This window comes from Vibrio sp. LB10LO1, assembly GCF_010092875.1.
GTDB classification, from domain to species: domain Bacteria; phylum Pseudomonadota; class Gammaproteobacteria; order Enterobacterales; family Vibrionaceae; genus Vibrio; species Vibrio campbellii.
In genome coordinates, this window is record NZ_JAADJW010000008.1 from 123,439 (window position 1) to 148,454 (window position 25,016).

Sequence of the window (25,016 nt, forward strand, 5' to 3'; positions counted from 1 at the left end):
CTGAAAGATCAAAAAAGGCCTCGCATGAGGCCTTTAGTATTAATTGGTTTAATAGCGATTAGTTACCGCCTGTACCGCCTGTACCTGTTGGTGGATCTACAGGGTCAATAGGTTCACCAACTTCTGGTTCTGGAATCGTTGGTACGTCAGGTTTGATCTCGTCTGTTGGAGTGCCAGCATCGATAGCATCTTGTACATCACCAACAACCTTCTGAGTATCTTCAGCTGGAATAGTTACGTAGATAACTTCACCTGTTTCACTCTTAGGGTAATCCGGGTTTGCTGTGATTACTTCTTCTGTGATCGATTTTGCTGCTACTGAAATAGATTCTGGAGAAGCTTCTGGGTTAGCTTTGATAACATCAGAAACAACGTTCGCAGTTGCGATTAGCTGTGTCGCAATAGCAGACGCGCCTTCATCTTCTTGCGCTTGCAGATCTTGAACAACTTGTTCTGTGTTCAGTAGAAGCTCATCCACAGAAACACCGATTGCGTTGATATCGATACCAAGATCTGAGAACACTTTCTCAGCAACTTCTGGAGAGTACACTTCACCATCTTCAAGGGAAGAAGCGATTAACGTTGTAAACGGAGAACCCGTTACTAGACCATCGACCTGCGCTAGACCTTGAGGAATAGTGTATTCCGTTGTGATTGGCTTACCGTTAGACGAGTCACGGCTTGTCTCTGTTGGACTTAGTACAAATTCACACTCGTGAGGTGCTGTTACTACATCAACATGACTAATACGAGCTTGACCAACCATACCTTTATAGTTTGTCGTTAACTCATCCGCTTCACCTGTTAATTCGCCACAGGTGTATGACACCTTCATGTCAATAACAGCTGGATCGTAAGCCTGAACTGAATAAGTTTTCACTACAGGATCGCTGTCACTGCCACAGCCAGCCAGTAGCACCGCCGCCACACTTGCCGTTAAAAGTTTGATTTTCAAAATTAGCTCCAATATTTTTTGTTATATCCGACCGCAACAGAAAGCATAACGGCAGTTGCATATACTGTAAATAGGATGCATAGAACTTTGGTATGAGTTTTTTCACATTAATAATTGTTTACATGTGCAAAATAGCGCATTTTCGCCTTTAACTTGAGATAGCCCCATTTTTGTCAGGTATTTGTCAGTATTTTTTAAGGTTCTGGTTGCCTTCATTGCAACAAGATGGATAATAGTTGTCTATTTTTTGATGGGCAGAAATGCAACCTTCATAAATAAAAATGAGGACTCTGAATCGTTAAATGCGTTTTTAGAGCATTTATTACATAAATAATACTGAATGGAATCGTTTTAATCAGGCTAAGAACGATGAGATAAGCGCCATTTATAGGCAGCACCCTCATCATTCAAAAGTGAACCAATTTCAGTCGGCAAATTTTCTTTCGGTAGCTAGAAACCAATGAATACATTTAACAAATTTTTGGGGATAACGTTTCTTCCAATCGTTCTAGCTGGGTGTACCGTACCCGGCAGCCACCTTTCCACTAGTGACAAGACGGTAATGACTACCGAAGCAGCAGACATTGAGTCTCAAGTCACCGTTTATCCCCTTACGTTAGATCGCGTCGGTTCTTTAAATGCAGCGGAGCCATTTTCTCAGCCAAACCCAAAGCTCGATGTTGAAATCGCTAAGTACGAGTACGTTGTTGGGCCTGGTGACATTCTAAACATTACTATTTGGGACCATCCAGAGCTTACCATTCCTGCGGGCTCTTACCGTAGTTCCGCTGAAGCGGGTAACTGGGTGCACGCAGACGGAACCATCTTCTATCCATATATTGGTATTGTCCATGTCGAAGGAAAGAACGTTCGTCAAATCCGTACCGACATCGCCCAGCGCCTCGCAAAATACATCGAAAGCCCTCAAGTTGATGTCAGCGTTGCAGCCTTCCGTTCGAAAAAGACTTATGTAACGGGAGAAGTCAACAAACCAGGTCAACAAGCCATCACTAATATCCCACTAACTCTTCTAGACGCCGTTAACCGTGCTGGCGGTTTAGCACAAGACGCGGATTGGCGTAACGCAACACTGACACGAGACGGAACCGTTCAGAATGTTTCGCTATATGCACTGATGCAGCAGGGCGACCTTACTCAGAACCGCTTGCTGCAGTCAGGAGATATTGTTCACGTGCCGCGTAACGATGCACAAAAAGTATTTGTTATGGGTGAAGTTAACGACCCTAAACTGCTTAAAATCGATCGTGCAGGCATGAGCCTAACTGAGGCATTGAGCAACGTGGGCGGCATCAGTCAAATTTCTGCAGACGCGACAGGTGTATTTGTCATTAGACGTTCAAAAGAAGAGTCTAAGATGGCTGACATCTATCAACTTGATGTATCAGATGCATCTGCCCTCGTGATTGGTACTGAGTTTGATTTAAATCCTTATGACATCGTTTATGTCACCGCTGCACCAATCAGCCGTTGGAACCGAGTTATTGCTCAGCTAGTACCAACCATCTCAGGCTTCAACGAATTAACCGAAGGCGCTCTACGTATTCGTAATTGGCCATAATGTAATGTGCTTTCTAGGAGGAGCATAATTGCTCCTCCTAATCGCATCACTTTTAAGCAACGAGCCTAGCTTTGTAGACCCGTTCACTTAAAAAGGAAAAGACTTTGTTTTCTAACATTTTAGTGGTTTGTGTCGGCAATATATGTCGCTCCCCAACTGGCGAACGACTTTTACAGTCACTGTTACCAAACAAAAAAGTTGCATCTGCAGGTATTGCTGTCGAAAAGAGCCACCTTACAGGTAAACCCGCTGACGACATGGCAAGTACCGTAGCACTAGAACACGATATCAGCTTAGAGGGACACAGTGCTCAGCAACTGACACCCGAATTATGCGCTAAATATGATTTGATTTTAGTGATGGAGAAAGGCCACCAAGAAGCCTTAACTAAGATCGCTCCAGAAGCTCGTGGCAAAACTATGTTGTTCGGTCAATGGATTGATGGAAAGAACATTCCAGATCCACACCGTCAGAGCAGAGAAGCATTCGACCATGCTTACGCACTGATAGAAGAAGCTGCGCACGCTTGGACAAAAAAACTATAAGCCGCAAGGCTCATTTTCAAACGCCTATGGCAGGTATTTAAGAAGTTAATGTAATGACAACACAAACTATTAAGCAATCACGTCAAGTCGACGATGAAATCGATTTGGGAAAGTTGTTTGGAATCATCCTGGATGCCAAATGGCTTATTTTATGTACCGTTTTCCTATTCTCAGTAATAGGCATCGCTGTTGCCATTCTCTCAACCCCCATTTATAAAGCTGACGCGCTTATCCAAATTGAGAAGAAAAGCTCAGGTGGCATTTCGGCCATGGTTGGTGATATGGGCGAACTGTTCTCAGCCGAATCATCCGCAACGACTGAAATTGAAATCATCAAGTCACGCATGATCCTTGGTGATACCGTTGATAAATTCAACCTAACCACCGTCGTTACACCAAACTACATGCCATTGATAGGCAAAGGCCTCGCTCGTCTGCAAGGAGAACAAAACAGCCTTTCTGTCTCTCGCTTCAACATCCCATCATATGCACTTGGCATCCCACACACGCTAGAAGTGATCGACTCAGAACAAAAAACGTTCAAACTGCTTCAAGATGATGGCCGCGTGGTTTTGGAAGGTAAAGTCGGCGAGTTGATAGAAAAAGACGGTTACCAGTTCATGGCAAATGAAATGTTTGCCCAAGATGGCGCAACCTTTACGGTAAGCAAAATCAGTAAGCTAGATGCAATTAACCAGCTTCAACAAAACCTGTCCATCAGTGAACGAGGAAAGCAAACTGGCATTATTTCTTTAAGCTTCTCTGGTGAAGATCGCGCTCGTATCCAAGCAATTTTGAATGACATTAGCCAAAATTACTTCTTGCAGAACGTTCAACGTAACTCTGCTGAAGCAGAGCAAAGCCTAGAATTTCTCAAGGGTCATCTGCCTGACATCAAGGTCAAACTCACTGCTTCTGAAGATATCTTGAACCGTTTCCGTCAAGAGAACGAATCTATTGACCTTGGCCTAGAAGCCCAGTCAACGCTTAAGGTTATGGTTGAACTTGAAGCACAATTGAATGAACTGACTTTCAAAGAAAGTGAAATCAGCCAACGCTTTACTCAAGATCACCCTGCGTACAAGTCACTACTTGATAAGCGTCAAACACTTCTAAAAGAGAAAGAGCGCCTAAACAAACAAGTTCAAAAACTGCCTAAGACACAACGTGAAGTACTGCGTATGACACGTGACGTTGAAGTAAACCAACAAATTTACATCCAGCTTCTAAACAAAGTTCAAGAGCTGAACATTATCAAAGCAGGAACGGTTGGTAATGTACGTATCTTAGACAGTGCGCAGTCATTCTCTAAACCTATTAAACCTAAGAAAGCGTTGATTGTTGTATTAGCGACGCTACTTGGTGGCATGGTTGGTGTTGCATTTGTGCTTATCCGTGCAGCTTTCCATCGTGGAGTAGAAACACCTGATCAAATCGAACAATTGGGCATGCCTGTATACGCGAGTGTACCTAAGTCTATTCAGCAACTTGAATTCGCAAGCAAACTAAAACGCAATAAAGGTAAGGGCAATAAGGAGCTAGTGCTACTTGCAGAGGCAAACCCTGCCGACCTGTCTATTGAAGCGCTTAGAAGCCTGCGTACAAGCCTGCATTTTGCGATGATGGAAGCGAAGAATAATATCCTGATGATTTCAGGTCCGGCGCCATCTATCGGTAAAACTTTCGTTTCTACCAACTTTGCGGCAGTGGCAGCAAAAACGGGTCAGAAAGTACTGCTTATCGATGCGGATATGCGTAAAGGCTATCTACAGCAATGTTTCGGTCTTCGTTGGGATGACGGTCTATCAGATCACCTAAGCGGTAAAGTAGAGTCACAACAAATCATCAAATCAACCTCTATCGAAAACCTAGATGTGGTTACTCGTGGTCAAGTGCCACCAAACCCTTCTGAACTGTTAATGCACCCACGCTTCAAAAACTTCATCGACGCGATGTCAGAAAAATATGACTTGGTTATTATCGATACACCACCTGTACTTGCGGTAACGGATCCGAGCATTGTTGGTGCGCTAGCAGGTACAACCTTGATGGTTGCTCGTTTTGACCAGACGACATTGAAAGAGATTGAAGTTGCCCAAGGCCGATTTGAACAATCAGGCGTAGAGGTAAAAGGCGTGATTCTGAACGCAGTTGAGAAGAAGGCATCAAACTCTTATGGATATGGCTACGGTTACTACAACTACAGTTATAAAAGTGAGTAACATCTAGCTAGAAACGCAAAGCCCCGCCATTATCGCGGGGCTTTTTGTTACCGCTTCATTTGCCCAGAAATGTAAAGCCCCCCGTCAGGTCTCACCAGAAAGCATCTGATAAACAGCATCAAATTAAAAATGTAGAGATTACAAAGTCCTGCTTATCGAATAAAAGCGTACGAGTTAAGTCATTAATTTGTGACACGATTCTCTGGCAGCTTATTGCATGCGAAGACATAAGCGCCTACTATCAATGAGCTCAAGCCTAAAGCACCCAACACTCGCGGAAAGAACTCGGTTCATGGCAACTCAACTTCCCTGCTTTCGTTAGCAGGAACAATCTGTTTTTACCTTCTTTTAAACTTCTAATAAGGCGAGTGTGGAAGAGATAAGAAAGGTGAAAAATGCAATCTCACAATAGCTTCTCTATTAACCTCAACCAGCAAAAGTCTGTCGCGAAAAAGCGTCTAAAAGCGATCCGCCAAAATGATGCCAACGCACTTGAGCAGGTTAGACTGTTTCATTCCCAACCAGAAAGCCTCACGCCAGAGTCTATCCAACTTGCAGATGTTCAACACGCCTTAGCTAGAGAACTTGGCTTGCCCAGTTGGAGGAAGTTAAAGGCGCATGTTGAAGAGTTAGAAAGTCACAAACTCGCCATCAACAATCAAGAAAAACCGCTGGATACAGAATTAAGAACACTGCACGTCCGTTGTGGGTATGACATTCAGCAACAATTGAAGACATGTGGGTTTAAAGGTGACTTCTTACCCATGATTGATCCATTGTGCATCGGCCCCATTCCAAATGATGAAAAGGCTTTTATCGCAATCCGTGCACAATATGTCGTTGATACGTTATTACCTGTGATGAGGCGAAAAGACTCGGTGCAAGACATCGCCCAATTAGAGCAGAGCAACATCAATACCCTGCTTGATGAGCAGTATGAGCGCATCGTGTTTTGGGTTGAACATGATGCCTACGATCAATTCATGCTACTTCGAGGGCTATCTCTGCTAGATAACACCGAAGGTAAAGTCATTGAAATCATCGAGTTCAAACAGTTTCCGGGAACCGAGCGGTTTATTGGCTTTGGGCAACTTCCTGCAGAGGCGATTCGATCGTGTTGGCAGTATCGAAAGCCTGTGACGGCCAAGTTATTCAGCCAAGCTAAACTCTGCTGGAATGCCTTACTCTCTCCAACACCCCAGCCACTCGTTAACTTGCTAGAGCATCATAAACTGGATTGTTTACCGAACATCAAGGCAGTCATCACTCGACACCTTCAAGAACTGCCACACTCAGAGTCAGGGTTGAGCTTCACCCAACATTTGGCTTTGCAGATATTGAACGAGCAAAGCGCACCAATTTCCGTGAAAGAATGGTTTCAGAAGAGCCAACAACGAGAACCACTTCCTACTCTCGGTGACGTGATGTTTTATGCTTTGATGTTGCCACTGGCACAAGCAGAGAATCCCCTGGTCACTTTTGATTCATTGGATAAGAATTGGTGGGAGCAAGAAGTCAGTATAAGCTCGCGAGGCAAAACTTGTTTGATTGGGAAAGGTGCTTTCATTCAGGACTACTGGAGCGGAGGGATCCACAACCACGCACAAAACCGCTGGATATGGAATCACACCCAGCTTTCTACCTTACGCCACTTATCTATTAATTAGATGAGAGTGATGACAAGCTAGTAACGGTAGCCACCTAGAAACAGCGTAAGGATATCTTCGACGATTTTCTTACGCTGCTCGACGCTTGGCACCGCTTGATTGGCAACCAACTGAGGCCACAAGCAGTTTCCTTTTAACAAGCACATCAGCATGCTGCTCATCATTGCTGGGTCATACGCTTTAACCTTGTTATCTGCAATAGCCTCGGTAAACCAATTCTCCAGCAATTCGTCTTGGCGTTGAAGTTGATGTAAATAGTTCTCTGCCAATTCTGGTGTGCGCATAAATTCACTGATCACCATTTTTGCCAATGGCAAGCCAAAGTCCTCATACATGGAATCCAGTTTTGCATGCAGATAAGCTCTAAGCTGAGTTTCGACATCAATGTCTGATGTGTACTTAAGCTGTAAACGCGCACGCTGAGTTTCGAGCACAGTTTGAATAGACTCGATAAACAACACGTCTTTGCTTTCAAAATGGCGATACAAGGTGCGCTTTGACGTCCCTGCTCGCTCACATACTCTGTCCATATTGGCACAACTAAAACCTTGCTCAATAAACTCCTGTTGAGCCGCTTCAATCAGCGCTAAGCGTTTTTTTTCTGACAGTTTCATCGCTCTAGATTCACCAACCTCATGTAAGTGGACGCAGAGTATAGCGCACAATAATCAAAAGTATACTTTGAAGTTTACTTTTTTAATTTTAGGAGTAAGATGCGCTCGCCGAAGTTAAGATCCTAAGAAAAATATCAAAATAGAATCACTCCTAACTCACGCTGTGGCGCTTTGTCTGTCAGATAAAGCTGTGATTTTTCCGTGACACAAACTCCAGAGTCGATGCCCTTATTACAAGGCCCCTGGTGTTGTTGTGATCGTCACGTTTAATGAAGTAACTTATGAAATTACGCTCCTTGCTCGTTGCCGTTTCCTGCCTCCTTACTGGTACGGCAAACGCTGATTCGATTTCTCTGCCAATCTGGAAAGATAAAGCAGAAGCACTCGGTTATGACTTACCAAAGCCCTTTGGCGTCAACCTGAGCTACATGAGTATGGAACAAGGCATCAACGTCGACTCCATTTCTCTGAGTGGATTACATGGCTTAGAAAAACTATTAAAAATGGAAGCCAGCGGGGGGAAACAAGCCAGCGATGTCATGACACTTCGTGGTGACGTTTGGTTGTTCCCATTCTTAAATGTGTATGGCTTAGTGGGCACGCTAGATGGCTATTCAGAAACCAATGTCAAAGTTAGCCTGCTTGGCAAGCAGTTGGGCGAATTCCCTTTTCGTCTCGATCTCGATGGTTACACCTATGGTGGTGGCTTCGTATTAGCGGGAGGCTACGACCAACTGTTTGCTCTTGTTGATGCCAGCTACACCCAAACGAATTTGAATGTTATCGATGGCGCTATCGATGCAATAGTCGTGTCTCCACGAGTCGGTTACGACTTCCATAAAAATGGCGTACCTCTGCGTTTCTGGGTCGGTGCGATGTACCAAAACGTTGAGCAAGAATTATCCGGAACATTAAAACAAGCTGGCATCAACCTGTCTGGTCGCTTTGACGTTAAGCAGCGCTTGGAATCTGAGTGGAACACCCTTGCCGGCATGCAATACCAGATTAATGACGACTGGTATTTGTTGGGGGAAGCTGGCTTTGGCGACCGTCAAAGTATCTTCTTCTCCCTCGATCGCCGTTTCTAAGGTAAAGAGAAGATGAAAGCTTCTTATTCCCTAGTCATTGCAGCACTGTTTTGCACACCACACGTTTTTGCTATGCAGCAAGACGAAAGCAGTTTGGTGGATGACATCCTAACCAAACTAGGCTCTAGCGAAACCGTGGATGAGTCGAAATTGATCGACTGGGGCATCTTACCGGGACCATTCGTCAATCCAGAGCAAGGATTTGGCATCGGCGTTGCCGCGGTGGGCTTGTATACCCCTTATGACTGGCAGAAAGGCGACCCGTACTCAACCGTCACCGTCACATCTTACGGTTCAACTTCTGGCTCTTACGGCTTGGGGTTAAACAACCGCACCTATTTGAAGGGTGACAAAGTACGTCTACTTGGTGAAGCGTGGATCAGCCATACTCCCGGATACTATTGGGGTATCGGCAGCCAAGCTGCTGAAAACGATAGTAATAAAGTGCAATACGAAGGCCAACGGTTACAGCTGAGCCCAAAAGTCGCCGTAGAAATTGCGCCAAATACTTACGCTAAACTCGGCTGGCAGTGGCAATCATTCAACAAAGTAGACGGTGTAGATGGCGATATTCTTCCTTCAGAAGTTACCAATGCCACCAGCAGCGGCGTGTTACTTGGGATGGAATACGATACGCGCGATTTCGAGCCAAACCCAATGCAAGGGCAGTTTCTCGATATCGAATGGATAGCAAACCGCGATTCACTCGGTAGCGATGAAGATTACGATAACCTAGTTGCCAACTATCGCCTTTACCAACAATGGTCTGACACGACGATTGTTGCAATGGAGGTATATTCACAATCGATTTTCGGTGACGCCCCTTGGTTTGATTACGCCCAGCTGGGTGATGACCAGCGCATGCGTGGTTACTACCAAGGTCAATATCGCGATAAACATCAGCTTTCAACGCAAGTAGAGATCCGCCATACCATTGCTGGCCGCCATGGTGTGGTTGGTTGGCTAGGCGCCGGCAATATCGCACCAACTTATCACGACTTATTTGAAAGTAGCTGGCTACCGACTGTCGGAGTTGGCTATCGATTTGCCTTTAAGGCACGTATTAACGTGCGCGTCGATTTAGGCGTAGGCAAAGACAGTACCGGTTTTTATTTCCAAATTAATGAAGCATTCTAGGAGTAGGGTTTGAAGAAAGCAGCACTATTACTACTAAGCCTTTGTAGTGGGTTTATCCAAGCACAAGAACTGAAAGCACCGGTTGGCGTAAGACCGTGTTGTGCATTTGGTGTCGATCTCAAAGCGCAATTAGGAAGTGTGCCAGTTCCTTTCTTCTCCCTCGAGAATGTCTTATCCAGCAACGAAGTGGGTACTCACCACTATAATGATGGCAGCGAGTCAGTCTCTGGCAGCTTGCTGGGCCTAAATGAAGAAGCTAACGGCATTATCTTTACCGAACTAGGCGGCTTTATTGATACGGCTCACGTCCGTGATACCGCAGATTACACCTACTATTTGTTTACTCTCAACCAACATTATCTCGGTCGCGCAGCGCATCTGGACTTGCCTAAAGAACTTCGTGTTCGTCGTATTCGTTGGTATGAACAAAAAGAGAAGCTTAGCGAAGAGGAAAAGCTCGATCGCAGTGCTCAGGCTGCAGCGCTAACCGCGTTTCGTCTTGCTCAATGGCATGAGATTGCTCAGTGGTTCGGTATGGTATCCGTCAGTGGATTTAAAGAGTTGGCATCTGCCTTTTCATCTGAAGATCTGTACTCCAACATGCTTGGAGCAAAGTTAGCCAAGCAAGTCCTTCTGGACAACCCTAAACTCGATCAAAAAGGCTTTTCAAAAGCAATGGACAGCGCTTTTAAGCAAGCACTTAAGGATCTCAAAGCCCAGTCCAAAGCGGTTACTAAAGAGAAAATTCAGCAGCTTGATGGAGATTGGTGGGACAGCTCAAGACGCCTACCGGATAAGTGGGTGGTTCGATTCCGTGATTACCATATGGCTTTGAGTTTAACACCCAACTCCCCTACTGCGAGCCATGAACTTTCACTATCTGCAACCTTTGCAAACCAGCAGCCGATCGACCAATGGATGAGCGTTGAGTTTAGAGCAAGCGACAAGGAAAAGGCCTTCTCTGAGCTACCTAAATCATTGACCTCAAAATCAATTTGGACACCTGAAGATTACCAACAGATTTCAGATTTCGCTCGTTCTGTCGACAACAAGACACGCCCACCACTCAAATAAAGACTCATTATATAAAATGAATAGGTACTGCCTAGTTATGCACTAGGCACTTAAAACCACGCTTTTATGCATGCAGTTTCCCACCATTTGAGAATGTAAGAAATCTTTTCTATCGGTTGTAAATTCGATAAATTTGTTAAATTACAAACTTTTTACCCATCCATATAGTTATCATTTGGTTAAAACTCTATTTTTTAAAGTGATTAGCTTCACATCTATTAACCATTTAGACGATTATTCTTTCGTATTTTCACACTCCACTGCTAATCTGCTCGCCGCCTTGAAGTGAACTCAAGGTGCATAACTATAAGGAGTGTTCTCATGAATACCAAGAAACCGATGTCGCTCACCAGCCGCGTAATTTTGGGTATGGTAGCGGGTATCTTGACAGGATTTGCAATTCGCACACTTTTCGCCGACAACGGATTTGTCGACGCATACATTGTTAATGGATTATTCGAAGTTGGTGGACAGATCTTCGTTGCCAGCTTAAAAATGCTTGTAGTACCACTGGTGTTCGTTTCACTAGTTTGTGGTACAAGCTCTCTAAAAGACCTATCTACATTAGGTCGCATGGGTGGTAAAACCCTTGCTTTCTACGTAGCAACGACTGCTATCGCAATCACACTTGCTCTAACCATGGGTACGCTATTCCAGCCGGGCGCTGGTGCAGACCTAACCGCAGCAAGTTCATTCAAATCAGCAGAAGCGCCATCTTTGGGTCAAGTGATCATTGATATGTTCCCGACTAACCCAATCAGCGCAATGGCAGAAGGTAAAACTCTGCAAGTGATCGTGTTCGCCGTACTATTCGGTATCGCAATCAGTGCAGCTGGTAAGCCTGGTGAGCGTATCGCCGCTTTCTTCTCTGATCTGAATGAAGTGATCATGAAATTGGTTGCGATTCTGATGAACCTAGCGCCTTACGGTGTGTTCTTCCTAATGGCGAAGCTGTTTACAGGTCTTGGTCTAAGCGCAATCTTCAACCTTGCTGAATACTTTGTTGTACTGGCAGGTACGCTATTGCTGCACGGTCTGGTGACTTACAGCTTGATGCTAAAAGGCTTCACTGGTCTAAACCCAATTACGTTCCTACGTAAGATGGAAGACGCAATCATGTTTGCTTTCTCTACAGCATCATCGAACGCGACCATTCCAGTGACAATGGAAACGGCTAAGCACCGCATGGGTGTTGAGAACCGCGTATCATCGTTCACAGTGCCACTAGGCGCAACCGTGAACATGGACGGCACGGCGATCATGCAAGGTGTGGCGACAGCGTTCATCGCACAGGCATTCAACATCGACCTAACTATGGGTGACTACCTAATGGTTATCATGACGGCGACATTGGCGTCTATCGGTACCGCAGGCGTTCCTGGTGTTGGTCTAGTAATGTTGGCAATGGTATTGAACCAAGTAGGTCTGCCGCTAGAGGGCATTGCACTTATCATGGGTGTTGACCGTCTACTTGATATGATTCGTACCGCAGTTAACATCACCGGTGACAGCGCAGTGACGATCATTGTTGCTAAATCGGAAGGTGCATTGGATGAAGCTCGCTTCAATGATCCAATGGCCGGCGTAGCCGAAGAAGAAGTACATCTGAAACGTGCTGACGCCTAAATCGTTCTACGATTAAACTATCCTGTCTAAATGAAAGCCCCGATGGAAACATCGGGGCTTTTGTTTTATCTGCAATCTAAAGAATAGGTCATAGCTGCCCTACTCCGTCATTGAACTCAGTTTTTCTCTCGCTTGTTCTTCATGCTCGTCGGTGATGGCATTGCCGACCGAGTTCACCGCCAGAGTCAGTGCCGCCATGTCATCGGTAAAGCCGACACCAGCTAGTACGTCTGGCACCATATCAGTTGGCAAGACGAAATAAGCCAGCGCGCCACCTAAGATAGCTTTATGGCGAACAGAGGTATTGGAATCTGCCATCGCAAGCCATGATTTGATGCCCATAACAGCAATCTCTTCGCCTGCTTTCTTGACGGAGTTTTTCATTTTACGCCAGAAGGTTTTCTCATCTGGTGCTTGCATCGTTTGGTCTAAGACATCATCGGACGCCGAATTTACAGACATGCTTGTGGTCATCGTGCCTCCTAAATTTATGACTGTGGCATAGATATTAAGGCGATGAACCTGAACGTAAGATTAATAGCGAGCAATGATAATGAAGAAAGGAAACAAAATGGCTAGATAAAAAAAATCCCCAAACCGAAGTCCGGGGATTATTGCCTTGGAAACTAAAAGTTTTGAAACCAAAAGCTTTGGGAACCAAGCTTTAGAAGCAGAATGCCTTATTGAGCAATCTTCTCCAATACACGCATCAGCATTTTGATACGTGGTTCAATAGACTCAAGCAACAAGTACTCTTGGTCACTGTGGAAGCCTGCACCGATAGGCCCTAGACCATCCAAAGTTGGAACGCCAAGAATCGCCGTATTGTTTGCATCAGAGCCACCACCCACTTCTTTCCAGTTGATGTCGATCGCCAGTTCACTTGCGGCTTCTTCAACTAATGTCATTAAGCTTTCAGTTTGCGCGCTTGGCACCATAGAAGGCTTATAAGCTTCACGAACCAATTCGATACTTACGCCATCAACGAATGGTGTTTCCAGCATGCCATTTAGCTTGCTATCGACATCATCGTATTCTTCATTGCTCCAGAAACGCACATCCACGATCGCTTCAGCATGCTCCGGGACAATGTTCGCACCGTTACCACCAGAGACAATACCGACGTTCAACGTGGTACCAGATTCAAAGTTGGTCATTGCATTGACAGCCAGAATCCAATTCGCCATCTCAGTGATTGCGCTGCGGCCATTCTCTGGCTCGTTACCAGCGTGAGCTGCAACGCCATTAAAAATCATTTTGTAGCGAGCCATGCCTTTGCGCGCTTTCACTAAACCACCGTCTGCACGTGCTGCTTCTGCAACCAGTACATTCTTAGCGTTTTTCGCTACTGATTGAATCCAATCCACAGAGTCCAGAGAGCCCGTCTCTTCATCTGGGTTCATGCAGATAGCGATAGACAGCTTATCCAACACCGCTTGGTCTAGATTGCGCATCGCGTATACGATGTTCAGCAAGCCAGATTTCATGTCCGAGACGCCCGGACCGTAGGCTTTCTCTGCATCTTGAGACATTGGACGAAGCTCAGCAGTACCCACAGGGAACACGGTATCCATATGACCAATCAGCATCACGTCGATTTGCTCAGCTTCCGGCTTGTTTCGAACTTCAAGACCGATGCCCGCTCTACCACAGTCGATGCGTTTTACGCTCCAACCTGACATCGCTTGGTACTTCTCTTCAAATTGAGAAGCGATAAACTCGATACCATCAGTGGTGTAAGTGCCACAATCCACATTGATTAGCGGACGTAACTCTTCTAGATATTCATTTAGAGAGAATTGCATGACTCACTCCTAGACAAACAGATTCATCACCAGCATTGCGCCAAATGCGTTCAATACTGAGATTGCAATCATAACTGGGATGTAACGACCTTCAGTACCGATTGGGCCCATGATACGCCCCATGTACTGAACTTGAGAGCCCATTAGGTAGATAGCAGGTGCAAGAATCGCAATGTGCGTACCGTTTAGGATGCCTTGGTCAAATAACGTAATCACTACACCAACCGCTCCGCCCATCGACATCCAAGCACCGATCAATACCGCTGCAGCTTCACCTGGAAGGCCAAACACCGCCATGATTGGAGAAAACACCGTACCCATCAGATCCAACGCGCCAGTGATTTGCAGCGCTTTGATGATAACGAACGCCATCAATACGTTAGGAACCGTAGAGGTAGTCGCAATCACCCAACCTTTCTTAGCACCTTCGACGAAGATATCCGTCACCATTGGTTTTTTCGCTTTAACGTCACCCATTATGCCGTCTCCTCTTTTAGGTTCTCTGATTTGTTTTGGTCTTGTTTGTCTTCTTTACCTTCCGTCATGTTTAGGTAGATACGGAACAGGTTCGCGCCGATGATCTTGAATGCGAACATCACCACAACCGCTAAACCAATAGAAGAAGTTACCGCTAGAGAGCCGTCAGCCATCGTCAATGTGAACAGCACGGCACCCGATGAGAAGAAGTTCACGATGGTTGCACCCGCAGTGAACTGGAACATGGTAAATACATCCGTTTCACGCTTAGTTAGGTGACCTTCATCTTTTAGCTGACGCGTCATTGCCGCACCTGCATCGGTACTTTGTAGAGAAGCAATCAGAGCCAGACCAGAGTTACCAGGGATGCCCATTAGAGGACGTAGAAGAGGAGTAAGAAGCTTACGAGCTGCTTCAAGTGCACCGTAGTGCTCAAGTACGTTGATCATACCTAATGCGAACATAACGGTTGGAATCAAAGTAAGTGCGAAAATGAAACCGTCACGAGCACCGCTACCGCCAGTACCGCGGAAAGATGTGGTCGCAGCTTGTACCGCGCCATCCGCACCTTCCGTTACGCCGTAAGCCACTTTACCGAAAGAGCCATTAAGCGTTGTAAAGTCGAATACACCGTACCATTCGTTGGATTGCATCAGACCAGAAAAGAACACAACCGCAAACGCGAGTGCAATGTAACACCCGATCGTCACCTTGCGTTCAGCATGAACAGGGCTTGTCATAAATTCACCTATGTATGTGGAACAGAACACATAGATGATCCCTTGAAAGGTGTGCTAGAGAGATGATCAAAATCAATCCAATTACCGAACAATCATGCCGGTCAATTATGAAGTTTTATTTTATGATTTTAATCACACTTAAAAGATAATAAATATTTATGACCAAGATAAGGTAGATTTATCTAATTACCCGCTTATCCAATCCATTAACAAAGCAAGCTAAAGTTTGGAACAATTCTGTGATTAGCCACATTCTCGACGTGCTTCATAGTTTGTTGCTTATTTGAGATTTCTTGACCAAAAACTAACAAATTTTCTGTGCAATTTAATTTAGGGTGGTTCGGTCATAACTAAGAGAATTATCTAGGGTTTGCCTTTTGCTTCGATCACAATCCAACATCGCTCGATGGACACTTGCCCTTGTGGCTTGGGTTATCGTGATCTGTTTAAGTAAAAATGCAGGCTTCTACCAATCTTGCCCTCTGATTGGCGCGCAAGTGACACCTGAGCACGCTACTGCGCAGCAACAAAAGAGCGAGAAAGGGCTGACAAAACAGTGTGAACTGTCTGAAAAGCTGATTCAGGTTTCACAAAACCATCTCGACAGCTTCATTGTGCCCTTATTCCTATTTGCATTGGTCTTGCTCTCCATCAGTGGCGGTGAACGTAACGCTTTCCGTCATCATACCGAACCGATACCCGAAAAAGTTCGGGTGCACCTTAAGCTATGTGTGTTTAGAGAATAAAACCCGATTGCTATTCATCCTCAAATCAATTGTTTTATTTTTAATCACTTCGCGACAAAAACCGCGAAGAAAGAGAGTTTTAGGAAAAATCATGAAATTCACACGCACACTATTAACCGTAGCTATCGCACTCACCCCACTGTTTTCACATGCAGCAGAAAAGACATCGCAAGAGAAATTGGACGAAATCAACCAACTGCTTAAAGAGAATCCTCAGATCCTCGATGCTCTGCATCAGAACCTGCAGGATTACGTGACTTACCAAAAAACGTTTAGCTCGACGTTGGATGAAGTACGCACTTACTTGAACGATGGCAAGCACTCGTATTTTGGTGCTGAGAATCCTGAGTTAACCATCATCAACGTGACCGATTACAGCTGTCCTTTCTGTAAGCGTCTAGAAGGTGAGTTAGTTAAAGTCGAGAAAGAATACCCGCAGGTAAAAGTGCTGAACATGACGGTATCGTTCAAAGAGCAGTACGAAAAGAACGGTTACAACTCGGCAAGTTACGCATTGAACGTTTGGCAGAACCAACATGACAAGTACAAAGAAGTGCACGACTTGTTGGTGAAAAAACCGGGACCACATGATGCAAGTTCACTACAAAAAATCGCGAAGAAGACCGGCACAGAAGCACAGCTTGTCGACGACAAAGAGACCAAAGCGTTGTTGGATAAAAACTATGACTACTTCACTCGCTTAGGTCTACGAGGCACACCAGCGATCATCATAAATGACCAAGTCATTCCGGGTTATGTGCCTTTCGAGGAGCTTGAGAAAGTCATCGACCAAGAGCTAAAGAAATAACTATCAAAATAGATAGCTATTGAAATAGATAAGTAACAATCAAAACCAACAAAGCCCTTCCCTGAGAACTCAAGGAAGGGCTTTTTCTATCTAGACTTAAAACAAAGTTCTAACTACTTGTCACGTCCCACAAACGCCACAACGACTTTGTCATTGCCAAGCGAGCGAGAGAACACGTACGCGCCTTCTTGTTCAATTACTTGATGCTGACCCGCACCAATCGCTGGGTGCGCTTTACGGAACTGACCAAGGGTTTGCCAGTGTTTGAGCAGCGATTGCTTCTCATCAGATAGCTTCCACACCATGTCAGAGCGTGTACCTTGGTGGAAATCATCCGCGTAAGGACCAATGTTACGACCCACTTCATCACCATAGTAAACCTGAACAGCTCCTGGGCTTAGAAGCAGTGCATTCGCGGCATTACGCTGCATGCCGTAATCTTTGAAGCGAGAGAAGAACAACTCAGTATCGTGAGAAGACATGTAACTCACTGGGTTAAAGTCTTTCTCGTTAGCGATTGTGTTTGCATAACTTTGGTAGGTGTCTGCCATTTGGCTGAAACACGCCGCGCCTTTGTCTAACTTCTTCTGCATATCAAAGTTAATCAACGCATCAAAGCCATCGTCAAAATATGGGCTGCGATAAGCGGTATGTCCCCATACTTCGCCCATCATCCAGAATGGCTGACCCGATTTTCCGTTCTCTTTACGCCATTGCTCAAGACTGCTCGATGCCTCTTCTTTCAAGCGTTTCCACACATCGCCTTCAACGTGCTTCACCGTATCAACACGGTAGCCATCAATACCAAAGCGTTTCACCCAATCAGTTTGCCACTCAATCAAGTAATCCGAGACGGTGTAATTGTCACGCGCCTCTACGCGAGTACCAGGGTTATCCAATAGCCACTGCGCAGGCTTCACGGCTTTGTCTGATTCAGTGATAAAGTCAGGTAAACCCGCCAATGACATGGTGATATCGCTGCTGCCAGGTGCAGGGTAGCCCGGTAGACCCGTTCTTACCCAGTCGCCGCCCCACCATTTCACCCAGTTTGGACTCTGGTAATCAATATTCTGGTGGTAGCTATGCCAATTTTCACCCGCTTTTGGTTGCCAGTCGCCCCACTTCTTCGGTAAATCAGCGTTTGGTTTTAACACCTCAATACCGTCAAATTGCACATCGGCTAACGTTGAGTAACCGGTGTGGTTGATTACTGCGTCCATCAAGACTTTAAGGCCACGTTTGTGTGCCTCTTCCACCAGCTTTTTAAGATCATCTTCGTTACCGAAGTTCTCATCTATCTTGGTGAAATCACGCGTCCAGTAGCCATGATAAGCGTAGAATGGGAATGATCCGCTATCGCCGCCACCCACAAAACCATGCACTTGCTCAACGATTGGCGACAACCAAATCGCATCTGTACCTAGGCTCTTGATGTAATCTAACTTTTCGATCACGCCTTTTAGGTCACCACCGTGGAAGGTACCAATCTCTTCTTTGCCATCTTTCTTGCGCCCATAGCTGTTGTCATTGCTCGTATCGGCATTATTGAAACGGTCGACCATCACGAAGTAAATGTTGGCATTGCGATAATCAAACGTTACTGCTTCTTTGGTTTTCTTCACTGGCTCTAGCAGCACCAAACCGCCAGAGTCTTTGCTTGGCGTCAGCGATACTTGCTGATCTTTTACTTCGACCATTTGCCCAGAGTAAGCATCACGCAACTTGGTGCCATCTGGGAAACTGTCACCTAACGCGATGGTGACTTCGCCGCCTTGGTAAACCTCACATTGCACTTGTGGGATTGGGCGCTTGAACTCAGTCTTGGCAGCTTTCTTAGGTTCACGCTTGAAGCGCAGTGTTTTCGCTTCCGCATCAAAAGCAAAAGAGTAATCGCCGGTAAAGCGGATTTTTAACGGCAGTTCCGTTGGCTTTCCACAGTTCAGTGCGATCGGTTTGTTGAATTTCACCTTCTGACCATCAGGCGCGACACAATCGCCTTCAACGCCAGTGATTTTGAGCGTGTAGCCATCTTTGGTTAAGGGTACAACCAAGGGCTGCTCTGCACTTAAAGGAAAGTCACGGCTGTTGGTCGTGGTAGATATGGTGATGTTTGGCTCGGCGATGGCACTTGCCGATGCAAGCAATAAGGTAGTCGTAATCAGATTCAGTTTCATCGTTCAGTCCATTGGTTGCGCATGTTTGCTGCGCTAATTTATTAGTTTTGTTCACTAAAATGATACTTGGACTAAATTTTGAGCACATCATTCTATATGCCTACGCCCCAAACCTTGTGGCGCTTCACAGTTTGCTTTTATTGGGGCGTAGTTCTATTTAAGTATGTGGGATAAACGATAAAAAATAGACACTTACAACTCAACATTACCAAGGTTACGCATTTGGGTCAGCGCCCAATTGGTACGGTGTTGGGTGTAGTTAGTGTGCGGATACACTTTGATCTTGTACGGATTAGGTAAGACCACTGCCAATCTTGCCGCTTGCCATTGGGTCAGTTGGCTGGCATGAATACCGTAATAGTTTTGCGCAGCCGCCTCGATACCGTATATACCGGGACCAAACTCCACCACATTTAAATACACTTCGAGGATGCGTTCTTTACTCCACATCGCTTCCATCAACAAAGCAAAGTAAAGCTCGTACGCTTTGCGCACATAAGAGTGTGCAGGGAACAGAAATACGTTCTTTGCAGTTTGTTGAGTAATCGTGCTCGCGCCGCGAGAAGGTCCGTTCTCACCGGCTTGTGAGATAACGGAAAATAACGAATCAAAGTCCACTCCATAATGATGGGGAAATTTCTGATCTTCCGTTGCCATTACTGCTAGTTGGATGTTTTTTGAAATCTCAGACAGTGGCACCCACTCTTGTTGGCTAGTTTCTGGGTATCCTTCTGGTGGCGAGATCATACGACTGATCTTCCATCCCCACAGTGGCGGATTTACATACTTGACGAAACCTACCAACAACACAGGAGTCAGTAACAAAACCAATGAAATTTTAAATAGAAAGGACTTCAGTCTTTTCAGCATGCTTTATTTGCCTAGCCAGAGTAAGGGATACGCCACTGATGAATCTCTATTTGTGGCTGTTTAATTAAATGGGAGCGAAGATTGCCTGATTCAAGGTAGAACAACAAGTTTACAAGGTCAAAAATTGGTTAAAAAAAGCCCGATTTACAATGTAAACCGGGCTTAGCATCTGATTATAGGCAATTATTTAATCAGCTTGTAGAATACCGTCGATAGCGGTGGCAAACGCAACTCTAGAGATTGAGGTAGTGACTCACTTTCTACTTCTTGCGCTTCTACGCTGTTTAGCACATCAAAACCGCTGCCGTCGTATTTCGCATCGTCCGTGTTAAGCAGAAGTTCGTACTTACCTTCCATCGGCACGCCCAAACGGAAATTTTCATGCGGCACTGGGGTAAAGTTGCTGATCACTAATACGCGTTCGCCATCTTGGCTAATACGCTCGTGCGCAAGAATGCTTGCTTCCGCTTCATCTTGCAAACGCCATTCAAAACCAGCTGGCACACAATCTTGATCGTGCATCGCCGCTTCATCACGGTACAAATGGTTCAAGTCTCGAATCAGCGCTTGCACACCTTGGTGACGACCAAATTCTAGTAAGAACCATTGCAACTGATCGTCGTGGTTCCATTCTGCGGTCTGACCAAGCTCAGCGCCCATGAAGTTTAGCTTCTTACCCGGTTGACCATACATGTAACCGAAGTAAGCACGTAGGTTCGCCGTTTGTTGCCATTCATCACCCGGCATCTTGTTATGGATAGAGCCTTTGCCGTACACCACTTCATCATGAGATAGCGACAGCACATAGTTCTCGCTGTGTGCGTAAACAAGCGGGAATGTGATGGTATTATGGTGGTATTTGCGATGAATAGGGTCTTCTTGGATGTAAGAAAGACTGTCGTGCATCCAACCCATATTCCACTTAAAGCCAAAGCCTAAACCGCCCATAAAGGTCGGTGCAGATACGCCCGGGAATGCCGTCGATTCTTCTGCAATGGTCATTGCATTCGGGAAGTGCTTGTACACTTCTTCGTTCATCCACTTCAGCGTTGCGATCGCATCGTAGTTCTCGTTACCGCCGTCCACATTTGGAATCCACTGATCGTGACTGCGTGAGTAGTCTAGGTAGAGCATCGACGCGACAGCGTCCACACGGATACCATCAATATGGAATTGCTCAAACCAGTAAAGCGCGTTAGACACAAGGAAACGGCGCACATGCTCACGACCTAGATCGTAGATGTAAGAGTTCCAGTCTTGGTGCCAACCACGGCGAGGATCTGGATCGTGGAACAGAGGCGTACCATCAAAATTCGCTAAGCCATGATCATCCGACGGGAAGTGCGCAGGTACCCAATCCAGTACCACGCCCAAGCCAGCTTGGTGACACGCATCAACGAAGAACTTGAAATCATCCGGAGAGCCGTAACGACTGGTCGGCGCAAACAAGCCAACAGGTTGGTAACCCCAAGAGCCAAAGAACGGATGTTCAGAAACTGGCATCAGTTCAACGTGGGTGTAGCCCATGTCTACAAGGTAAGGTACTAACTCAGCGGCCAGTTCACGGTAGTTTAGGAAATCGCCGTCTGCGTTGCGCTTCCAGGAACCCGCGTGCAGTTCGTAGAAAGACAACGCTTCATCACGTTTCTGCGTCACTGGACGGTTTTGCCATTTCGCATCTTGCCATTGGTAACGGTTGTGATCGTATGTGATCGACGCGAATGACGGGTATTGTTCAGAGTAGAAGCCCCAAGGGTCTTGTTTATGAGGAAGACCTTCCCCATTTGGACCTTTGAGTTCAAATTTGTATTGTACGCCCTCTTCCAAACCAGGAATGAATAGGCCCCAAATACCGTAATCTAAGCGTTGCATTGGATGACGACGGCCATCCCACTGGTTAAAGCTACCCACTAGGCTGATAGCAGATGCATGAGGCGCATAAACAAGGAAACGAACACCAGAGATGTTTTCACCACCGCGCTCGCTGGTCACAAACTGTGAACCCATGTAGCGGTACATGTCTTTTGGTGTGTGTAGATGTTCGTATTCTTGATAAATGTTGTGGTATTGGTAAGGGTCGTCGATGAGCTGCTCTACACCATTCCAGTCGACTGCAAGTTGGTAATGCGTTAGATGCAAGTCACGCTTGTCTTTTAAGATGAAGCCGCTTTCATCTTCACGCTCTAGCTCAATTCGAGGTTCGCCGCTGATAACCAATTCAACTTTGTCTGCACCTGGCATCCAAACGCGTAACGATCCTTCGCCGTCATCAATGAATGGACCAAGTGACGCAAACGGGTCTGAGTAAGCCGCCTCAGCTAATAATTGGTAAGCGCGTTCGTGTTTTTTCTTTACCTTGGTTTTCAAATCTTTCTCCCTAGCACCGATATTCTCCTTATGGTTTTTGAACATCGGATTTCCTCAGCCAAACGTTGTGAATTCACACAATTATAAAAAGCCGCACTCTATCCAAGAGATGAATAAAATAGCGTCAAAAAACAAAAATGCCCGCTATTGTTGCGGGCATAATAACGGTACTCCATCCTAACGGATTGTGCCGATTTAATGAGTGACCTAGGCTGTACTTTCGTACCTCAGCGCAATTAAATTCGCGGATTCCTACATCACTCATTCCACCTTATTTGCTCGCTTTCGCGCGCACTTCAGTCAGGCGCTTAGAAATACGGTTAACGTCTTCACGGCTGAAGATTTCATCGAGGTTCATCGACAGTTTACGACGCCAGTTTGGATACTCATCGACCGTGCCAGGAATGTTGACCGGTTGGTCCATCTCTAGCCAGTCTTCAAGCTGAACACTCAGTAGTGCTGAATCACCCGCAGCCACATGCAACTGCAATGCTTCACTTAGGTAAGAGTCCATTGGTACGTATTGCGCATCATAGCCGATACCTTCTGGCAGGTAACCGTGCCAACGTACGCTGTCGAGAATGCCTTGCTTACACTTCAAACGATCCTCAAATAGACCTTCTAATTGTTGCTCGTCTGGGTATAGACCGATCTCACGACCCATCTTCAAGTCGTCGCAGTGCCAGAAACCACGTAGTGTTGGCATATCGTGCGTACACAGTGCCGCCATAGACTGCTCAGCGTAGTGCTTCGGAGAAATAAAGCCGCCGTCGTCTTTTGATGTTTCGAAGAAGAACACTTTGTATGAGTGGACACCTGCGTCACGTAGGATATCTACGATTTCATCAGGCACAGTACCCAAGTCTTCACCGATTACAGAACACTGATGACGGTGAGACTCAAGTGCTAGGATTGCTAGCATGTCTTCAACTGGGTAATACAGGTAAGCACCTTCTGTCGCTTTCTCGCCTTTTGGAATCCACCATAAACGAAGCAGACCAAGAACGTGGTCAATACGCAGTGCGCCACAGTGTTTCATGTTTGCACGCAGTAGCTTGATGTATGCATCGTAGCCTGTTGCTTCCAACACTTGTGGGTTTAGCGGTGGTAGACCCCAGTTTTGGCCTAGTGGGCCAAGCACATCTGGTGGTGCACCGATGCTTGCATCCAATACTAGCGCGCCGTCGTCAGCCCAAGTCTCGCTGCCTGAATCTGCAACACCTACAGCAAGGTCGCGGTACAGACCAACTGTCATGCCTTTTTCTTCAGCTAGCGCTTGCGCTTCTTTGATTTGATCGTCTGCAATCCACTGTAGGTACATGTACAGGTGAACACGATCTGCGTTGTCTTTGATGTACTTCTGAGTTGCTGCTGCATCGAACGTGCGGAACTTCTCAGGGAATACCGGCCAACCCCAAACGCTTGAATCTTCAGCGTGCAGTTCACCGTGTAGCGCATCGAATGCCGCTTGGTGAAGCAGGCTCTCGCCACCAAGTTCTACAAACTCAAGGAATGCACGAGCACGGTCTGTGTTCTTGTCTAGATGACGCGCTTTAAACTCGCTAAATAGCAGCGGAAGAATGCTCATCTTAAGCTCAGACACTTCGGTGTAGTTCACCCAATGTGATTCACGTGCTTTTTGTAGACGTTGTTGGAATTCAGCGCTGCCAACGCGTTGTTGTGCTTCTGCACTTAGCGCAAATTCAGGCACAGAGCTTACGTCGATGTACATGATGTTCAACCAACGACGAGAAGACGGGCTGTATGGGCTCGCACCTTCTGGGTTCGCTGGGAACAATGAATGAATTGGGTTCAAACCAATGAAGTCACCGCCACGAGATGCGATGTCACTCACCAACTGCTTCAGGTCACCGAAGTCACCGATACCCCAGTTGTGCTGAGTACGCAGTGTATAAAGCTGGATGCTTGGACCCCATAGCTTTTTGTGTTGGTTTAGGTCTTCTTGTTTGAAACACGCTTTAGGTGTGATGATCAGCGACATTTCGTAAGGGGTCTTGCGACGCTTACGGCTGATGATCAGTTTGTGGTAACCCCATGCCAAGTTCTTTGGCAATGCAAACACTAGAGGGCCACCCTCAGCTCGTTCATCACGAACAATTTGCGACTGAAGATAGCCTTCAAGTACCTCTCCTTGTTCTGTTTCTAAACGCCAGCTAAATTCGCTCTCACGAGCACTCGTACCTAGGTTTAGTTCCACTTCGACTGGGTCGCCGTCGCGTAAAACAAGAACAGGGGCTAGTACGTCTTTCTTATGTTTTTTCTCAGCAGAAGCCAATAGCTTCTCATCGCTGCTAGTATCGTAGCCAAGTGAAGTGAGCAAGCGGCGCAGTGTTTCTTCAGAAACTTTTGCCTCGTCTCCCCACGCGCTGACGTAGCTATCAGCTAATCGCGCCATGTCTGCGACTTTCTTTAATGCTGTTTGTTCTTTCATCGCTTTCTCCGAAGGTAATACCAACACCTTCCATGTAGGGTTTTATTGTTATCAATAACTAATTCTTGAA

20 protein-coding genes are annotated in these 25,016 nt (G+C 45.9%); 10 read left to right on the forward strand and 10 right to left on the reverse strand.

Translation table 11 applies throughout. The features are described from left to right. Positions 1 to 58: 58 nt before the first annotated feature. Positions 59 to 955 (reverse strand): hypothetical protein, encoded by an 897-nt coding sequence (locus tag GXP65_RS08150; protein ID WP_005429305.1) that lies wholly within the window; start codon positions 953 to 955, stop codon positions 59 to 61. 460 nt (positions 956 to 1,415) lie between these two features. On the opposite strand from GXP65_RS08150, the gene GXP65_RS08155 reads away from it, so the two are divergent. The 4 genes from GXP65_RS08155 (at position 1,416) to GXP65_RS08170 (ending at position 6,968) form a co-directional block, all read left to right on the forward strand. After that, positions 1,416 to 2,534 (forward strand): polysaccharide export protein, encoded by a 1,119-nt coding sequence (locus tag GXP65_RS08155; RefSeq protein ID WP_005429303.1) that lies wholly within the window; start codon positions 1,416 to 1,418, stop codon positions 2,532 to 2,534. Positions 2,535 to 2,638: 104 nt separating this feature from the next. Beyond that, positions 2,639 to 3,079: a low molecular weight phosphotyrosine protein phosphatase gene (locus GXP65_RS08160; RefSeq protein WP_162092509.1), complete on the forward strand. Its 441-nt coding sequence runs from the start codon at positions 2,639 to 2,641 to the stop codon at positions 3,077 to 3,079. A 53-nt stretch (positions 3,080 to 3,132) separates the two neighbouring features. Beyond that, positions 3,133 to 5,301, forward strand: coding sequence for a polysaccharide biosynthesis tyrosine autokinase (locus GXP65_RS08165; RefSeq protein ID WP_162092510.1), 2,169 nt, complete (start codon positions 3,133 to 3,135; stop codon positions 5,299 to 5,301). Between the two features lie 395 nt (positions 5,302 to 5,696). Beyond that, positions 5,697 to 6,968 (forward strand): DUF1835 domain-containing protein, encoded by a 1,272-nt coding sequence (locus GXP65_RS08170; protein ID WP_162092511.1) that lies wholly within the window; start codon positions 5,697 to 5,699, stop codon positions 6,966 to 6,968. A gap of 17 nt (positions 6,969 to 6,985) precedes the next feature. Here GXP65_RS08170 and GXP65_RS08175 read toward each other — a convergent pair whose 3' ends face one another. After that, a complete protein-coding gene (locus GXP65_RS08175; RefSeq protein ID WP_162092512.1) occupies positions 6,986 to 7,582 on the reverse strand; it encodes a TetR/AcrR family transcriptional regulator in 597 nt (198 codons plus the stop codon). A 281-nt stretch (positions 7,583 to 7,863) separates the two neighbouring features. On the opposite strand from GXP65_RS08175, the gene GXP65_RS08180 reads away from it, so the two are divergent. The 4 genes from GXP65_RS08180 (at position 7,864) to GXP65_RS08195 (ending at position 12,507) form a co-directional block, all read left to right on the forward strand. Next, positions 7,864 to 8,670: a hypothetical protein gene (locus GXP65_RS08180; RefSeq protein ID WP_009706495.1), complete on the forward strand. Its 807-nt coding sequence runs from the start codon at positions 7,864 to 7,866 to the stop codon at positions 8,668 to 8,670. Between the two features lie 12 nt (positions 8,671 to 8,682). Next, positions 8,683 to 9,807 carry a BamA/TamA family outer membrane protein gene (locus GXP65_RS08185; RefSeq protein WP_122020305.1) on the forward strand — a complete coding sequence of 375 codons (1,125 nt, stop codon included), beginning with the start codon at positions 8,683 to 8,685 and terminating at the stop codon, positions 9,805 to 9,807. 9 nt (positions 9,808 to 9,816) lie between these two features. Continuing rightward, on the forward strand, positions 9,817 to 10,881 hold the full coding sequence (locus tag GXP65_RS08190; protein ID WP_162092513.1) for a DUF4056 domain-containing protein: 1,065 nt from the start codon (positions 9,817 to 9,819) through the stop codon (positions 10,879 to 10,881). A 321-nt stretch (positions 10,882 to 11,202) separates the two neighbouring features. After that, on the forward strand, positions 11,203 to 12,507 hold the full coding sequence (locus GXP65_RS08195; protein ID WP_005429278.1) for a dicarboxylate/amino acid:cation symporter: 1,305 nt from the start codon (positions 11,203 to 11,205) through the stop codon (positions 12,505 to 12,507). Positions 12,508 to 12,606: 99 nt separating this feature from the next. Here GXP65_RS08195 and GXP65_RS08200 read toward each other — a convergent pair whose 3' ends face one another. The 4 genes from GXP65_RS08200 to GXP65_RS08215 all read right to left on the reverse strand — a co-directional run bounded on the left by GXP65_RS08200 (position 12,607) and on the right by GXP65_RS08215 (position 15,529). Next, positions 12,607 to 12,981: a YkvA family protein gene (locus GXP65_RS08200; protein ID WP_050909609.1), complete on the reverse strand. Its 375-nt coding sequence runs from the start codon at positions 12,979 to 12,981 to the stop codon at positions 12,607 to 12,609. Positions 12,982 to 13,187: 206 nt separating this feature from the next. Further along, positions 13,188 to 14,312 (reverse strand): M20 family metallopeptidase, encoded by a 1,125-nt coding sequence (locus GXP65_RS08205; RefSeq protein ID WP_162092514.1) that lies wholly within the window; start codon positions 14,310 to 14,312, stop codon positions 13,188 to 13,190. A gap of 9 nt (positions 14,313 to 14,321) precedes the next feature. Beyond that, the gene (locus GXP65_RS08210) at positions 14,322 to 14,789 is read right to left on the reverse strand and encodes a YjiG family protein (RefSeq protein WP_005374849.1); all 468 of its coding nucleotides are present in this window, start codon (positions 14,787 to 14,789) and stop codon (positions 14,322 to 14,324) included. After that, on the reverse strand, positions 14,789 to 15,529 hold the full coding sequence (locus tag GXP65_RS08215) for a nucleoside recognition domain-containing protein (protein ID WP_005437881.1): 741 nt from the start codon (positions 15,527 to 15,529) through the stop codon (positions 14,789 to 14,791). Before GXP65_RS08215 ends, GXP65_RS08210 begins: the two co-directional genes overlap by 1 nt. A 422-nt stretch (positions 15,530 to 15,951) precedes the next feature. On the opposite strand from GXP65_RS08215, the gene GXP65_RS08220 reads away from it, so the two are divergent. Further along, positions 15,952 to 16,275 (forward strand): hypothetical protein, encoded by a 324-nt coding sequence (locus GXP65_RS08220; RefSeq protein WP_162092539.1) that lies wholly within the window; start codon positions 15,952 to 15,954, stop codon positions 16,273 to 16,275. Between the two features lie 91 nt (positions 16,276 to 16,366). Next, positions 16,367 to 17,083: a DsbA family protein gene (locus GXP65_RS08225; RefSeq protein ID WP_162092515.1), complete on the forward strand. Its 717-nt coding sequence runs from the start codon at positions 16,367 to 16,369 to the stop codon at positions 17,081 to 17,083. A 113-nt stretch (positions 17,084 to 17,196) separates the two neighbouring features. On the opposite strand, the gene GXP65_RS08230 is transcribed toward GXP65_RS08225, so the two are convergent. The 4 genes from GXP65_RS08230 to malQ form a co-directional block, all read right to left on the reverse strand. Further along, positions 17,197 to 19,257: an alpha-amylase gene (locus GXP65_RS08230; protein WP_162092516.1), complete on the reverse strand. Its 2,061-nt coding sequence runs from the start codon at positions 19,255 to 19,257 to the stop codon at positions 17,197 to 17,199. Between the two features lie 192 nt (positions 19,258 to 19,449). After that, positions 19,450 to 20,127: a monofunctional biosynthetic peptidoglycan transglycosylase gene (gene mtgA / locus GXP65_RS08235; protein ID WP_017189694.1), complete on the reverse strand. Its 678-nt coding sequence runs from the start codon at positions 20,125 to 20,127 to the stop codon at positions 19,450 to 19,452. 183 nt (positions 20,128 to 20,310) lie between these two features. Next, positions 20,311 to 22,539 (reverse strand): 1,4-alpha-glucan branching protein GlgB, encoded by a 2,229-nt coding sequence (gene glgB, locus GXP65_RS08240; RefSeq protein ID WP_162092517.1) that lies wholly within the window; start codon positions 22,537 to 22,539, stop codon positions 20,311 to 20,313. A 226-nt stretch (positions 22,540 to 22,765) separates the two neighbouring features. Next, the gene (gene malQ / locus GXP65_RS08245; protein WP_162092518.1) at positions 22,766 to 24,946 is read right to left on the reverse strand and encodes a 4-alpha-glucanotransferase; all 2,181 of its coding nucleotides are present in this window, start codon (positions 24,944 to 24,946) and stop codon (positions 22,766 to 22,768) included. Between the last annotated feature and the right edge of the window lie 70 nt (positions 24,947 to 25,016).

What these genes read in the sequence shown, in the direction of transcription:
- GXP65_RS08175 (WP_162092512.1), bottom strand. Translation starts at nt 7,582, where the DNA reads ATGAAACTGTCAGAAAAAAAACGCTTAGCGCTGATTGAAGCGGCTCAA.
- GXP65_RS08205 (WP_162092514.1), bottom strand. Translation starts at nt 14,312, where the DNA reads ATGCAATTCTCTCTAAATGAATATCTAGAAGAGTTACGTCCGCTAATC.
- GXP65_RS08170 (WP_162092511.1), top strand. Translation starts at nt 5,697, where the DNA reads ATGCAATCTCACAATAGCTTCTCTATTAACCTCAACCAGCAAAAGTCT.
- GXP65_RS08180 (WP_009706495.1), top strand. Translation starts at nt 7,864, where the DNA reads ATGAAATTACGCTCCTTGCTCGTTGCCGTTTCCTGCCTCCTTACTGGT.
- malQ (WP_162092518.1), bottom strand. Translation starts at nt 24,946, where the DNA reads ATGAAAGAACAAACAGCATTAAAGAAAGTCGCAGACATGGCGCGATTA.
- GXP65_RS08200 (WP_050909609.1), bottom strand. Translation starts at nt 12,981, where the DNA reads ATGACCACAAGCATGTCTGTAAATTCGGCGTCCGATGATGTCTTAGAC.
- GXP65_RS08230 (WP_162092516.1), bottom strand. Translation starts at nt 19,257, where the DNA reads ATGAAACTGAATCTGATTACGACTACCTTATTGCTTGCATCGGCAAGT.
- GXP65_RS08215 (WP_005437881.1), bottom strand. Translation starts at nt 15,529, where the DNA reads ATGACAAGCCCTGTTCATGCTGAACGCAAGGTGACGATCGGGTGTTAC.
- GXP65_RS08185 (WP_122020305.1), top strand. Translation starts at nt 8,683, where the DNA reads ATGAAAGCTTCTTATTCCCTAGTCATTGCAGCACTGTTTTGCACACCA.
- GXP65_RS08210 (WP_005374849.1), bottom strand. Translation starts at nt 14,789, where the DNA reads ATGGGTGACGTTAAAGCGAAAAAACCAATGGTGACGGATATCTTCGTC.
- GXP65_RS08195 (WP_005429278.1), top strand. Translation starts at nt 11,203, where the DNA reads ATGAATACCAAGAAACCGATGTCGCTCACCAGCCGCGTAATTTTGGGT.
- GXP65_RS08155 (WP_005429303.1), top strand. Translation starts at nt 1,416, where the DNA reads ATGAATACATTTAACAAATTTTTGGGGATAACGTTTCTTCCAATCGTT.
- GXP65_RS08225 (WP_162092515.1), top strand. Translation starts at nt 16,367, where the DNA reads ATGAAATTCACACGCACACTATTAACCGTAGCTATCGCACTCACCCCA.
- GXP65_RS08165 (WP_162092510.1), top strand. Translation starts at nt 3,133, where the DNA reads ATGACAACACAAACTATTAAGCAATCACGTCAAGTCGACGATGAAATC.
- mtgA (WP_017189694.1), bottom strand. Translation starts at nt 20,127, where the DNA reads ATGCTGAAAAGACTGAAGTCCTTTCTATTTAAAATTTCATTGGTTTTG.
- glgB (WP_162092517.1), bottom strand. Translation starts at nt 22,539, where the DNA reads ATGTTCAAAAACCATAAGGAGAATATCGGTGCTAGGGAGAAAGATTTG.